Annotated in this window: 2 protein-coding genes; both read left to right on the top strand. The window is 27.7% G+C overall.

Translation table 11 applies throughout. From position 1 onward, the window contains the following. Positions 1-1,298 (top strand): autotransporter outer membrane beta-barrel domain-containing protein (locus tag AJ936_RS00520; protein WP_141080063.1); only part of this gene is annotated, 1,298 nt, incomplete at its 5' end. 201 nt (positions 1,299-1,499) lie between these two features. After that, complete coding sequence (locus AJ936_RS00515; protein WP_070273945.1) at positions 1,500-3,254, top strand: lipopolysaccharide assembly protein LapB; 1,755 nt, start codon at positions 1,500-1,502, stop codon at positions 3,252-3,254. Positions 3,255-3,296 lie beyond the last annotated feature (42 nt).

The raw sequence follows: 3,296 nt of genomic DNA, 5'->3' as shown, positions 1-3,296 counted from the left end.
AAGATTGGCTTGTTACTACAGATAAAGATACGGGTAAATTAGACACTATAGTTGTAGGTGGAAGTGGAAATGGAAATGTAAGTGCTGATAAAATTACTATAGATGAGGGCAATCTCGATCTAGGACAACTTGATAATATAAATGATATCATCTCAGGTGTTAATCAAAACAATATTGGCAATATAGGAACCAATGGTAGTGGAGAAATATCTTTAAGCTTTGATCCAATAACAGGAAAGCTTACTACAGATTTTAATCTTAATGCCTCCATATCAGGTGCAACCTTTAGATCTTTAATCTCTACTACTACAAGAAGATCAACCTTTATAGATAATGTTATGGGTAATTCTATGCAAACTTTTGCTTTAGCTTCTTCAAGTAAGTCTCAAAGCATTGCTATGTCTGAAAAGGGTAATTTATATGCAGATGCAAGTGATTATATAAAGAGTGATTTAAATAATGGAAGCTATGGTTCTAATAAAGAACATTCTTTATTCATCCTTCCTTATGCTTCTTCACAGAATGTTGAACTTTCTTTAAATGAAGAAAGTAAAGGACACACTAAAGGAACCATTATAGGTTATTCTACTTTAAAAGACAGTGGAATATATGGTGTGTATGCAGGTTATGAAGATACAAAAATGGGTTCAACTTATTTTGATATTAATAATAGAACCTATTATGCAGGTTTAAAATATTTTAATACCTTATTTACTACAGAAAAAGGTCAAGAAGTTTATATCAAAGCTCAAGGTAAAGCTGCTTTGATTAAAAATGATTTAACTAAAAAAATAGGAAATAATGAAGCTAAAGCTGAACCTAATTCTTATGCTTATGGAGTCAATACAGCCTTAGGTATGAATTTTATTTCTAATAAAGATATATTCTCCCCTGAAATAGGTCTTGCTTATGAAGGAGGTTATACTGAAGCTTTTTCTATGAAAGATACTATAGGACAAGCAACAGTTAAAGGTGGAGAAAGAACCTATGCAAACTATTTAAATCTTTTCTCTACTAAAACAAGCTTTACTTGGTTTAGAGATTGGTTGCCTAATTTAAAAACTTCAGTAGAACTTGGAGCTAAGTTTAATATCAATCCTAAAGTAGAAGCTGAGGCTAGATTTGGAAATATAAAAGTAAGTGATGAGTTTGATTTACCAAGAATACAAAAATTTGTAAGCACTTCTTTTATCGTTCCTGTTAATGAAGCTTTCTATTTTAGTTTAAACTATAATGGAATGTTTGATAAAGATGGCAATACCCATACAGGATTTGCTCAGTTTAATTATCTTTGGTAATCTTATAAAAGATCATACTTAGTTTAATTAGTTTACTCTCCTACTTGTTAAAAATTTCATCCTAATAATTTTAAAATTATTAGGATGGATGTTTTTATTGTATTTATTTTTGTTTTATTATTTAATTTTATAAAAATATAATTATCTTTTTATGCAACTTATAAGATAATATTGGATTTAATGTAACCATCAAGGAAAAATATGTTTGATAAAATTCATTATTATTATTTTAATGCTAATTATGAAAAATGTTTAAACTTGAGTGAGCAATTTTTAAAAGAAAGTCCAAAATTTGCTTTAGAATTTGCTATGCTTTCTTCTTATAAACTTTCTCTTTTTCAAAAAGCTTTATATTATGCTCAAGAGCTTTTTTCTTTAAATCCTACAAGTTTTAATGGTCTTATGCTTGCTAAAAGCTATATTGAAAATTTAAGACTTGATGAAGCCTTGAATTTATTACAAACACTTTTAACTCGCAAAGATGATTTAGAAGATGAACTTAAGTTAGAATTGGCTTTTATTTATAAACTGAGTAATAAACTAGAAGAATCTGAACAAATTTTCAAAGAATTACTTTCTAAAGATATGTATAATCTTAATCTATGGAAAAATTATGCAGAAATTTATTTTAAACATGATTTTACGAAGGCATTAAATGCACATGAGCACTTGTGTCATTTTATGCAAGATTTGATTGATAAACTACAAAAAGGAATCATTGCTGAACAAACCAATCTTAATTTAGTCAAACTCGAAGATAGGCTTCACAGTAAAACCAAAGAAAATCTTACCATTTCTAAAATAGAAGATTTTTTAACTCATCAAATTTTACCCCAAAAAGCATACTTGCTTTTTAAGCTTTTTAGAATATCTGATTCTTTAGAACTTTTTCAATCACTACAAGAAGCCAATCAACACCATGCACAGTTTTGGCAAAACTATGCTAAGGTATTAGAATTTAACTCAAACTATCAAGAAGCTTATCATGCTTATAAAAAATGTCTTAGCTTGGATTCTCATGCAACCTATCAATTTGATTTGGCTTATCTTTTGATGCGTATGGGAGTGGATGATAATTTTGAAGAGGGCAAGAAATATTATGAAAGCAGATTATTTTATGCTCATAATGAAACTTTTTCTACTTATCATTATAATGAAAGCCTAAAAGCTTTTAATAAATTTGGCGTTGATGCTTTTAAAAATAAAGAAGTTTTAGTATTTTGCGAGCAAGGCTTTGGCGATACTATAATGTATGCAAGATGCTTAGAAAAACTTTGCAAAATCGCTTCAAAGGTTTTATTTGCTCCTCAAAGTGCCATGTATGAAATGTTTAAAAATCAAATCAAATTTTTAAATCAAAATGATGATATTTTTAAAAATGTAAAGGTTTTAAAAAATCTACCTACAAATTTTGATTATGCTATTCCTATTTGTTCTTTGCCTTTTTTTATTGATATTAAGCTTGATGAGATTACACGATTAAAAACACCTATATTGCCACAAAAAAAACCGCATAATAAAAGAAAAAAACTTGGTATTTTTTACTCTACTCCTAATGCTGAAAATTCTGATTTATTAAGAAATGTAAAATTTGAATTTTTATTTGATATATTAAAAGACTTAGATTATGAAATCATTTCTTTTCAAATGCAATTAAAAGAAGAATTACCTAAGGTAATAGAAGATAGAAGCAAGCTTATAAAAAATTGGAATGATACTCTAAATTATTTATATGATATTGACTGTATGCTTAGTATTGATAGTGCTATAGCGCATTTAAGTTTAGCTATGGATCTTCCTACTATAGTTCTTTTACATCCTAGGTTTGATTGGCGTTGGGGAAAATTTGAAAATCCTAAAAGTTATTTTTGGCCAAAAGCAAAATGTTTTATCATAAAAGAACAAGAAGAAACAAAAAGGAATTTGCAAAAACTGATTAAAGAAATCTTAAACTAAAGCTTAGTTTAAGAGCTTTAGGTGGAAAATTTGGTTTTTGAT

Source organism: Campylobacter sp. BCW_6877, from assembly GCF_001762445.1.
GTDB lineage: Bacteria > Campylobacterota > Campylobacteria > Campylobacterales > Campylobacteraceae > Campylobacter_D > Campylobacter_D jejuni.
Note: the sequence above shows the minus strand (reverse complement) of the source record. Positions and strands in the feature narration are given on the sequence as shown.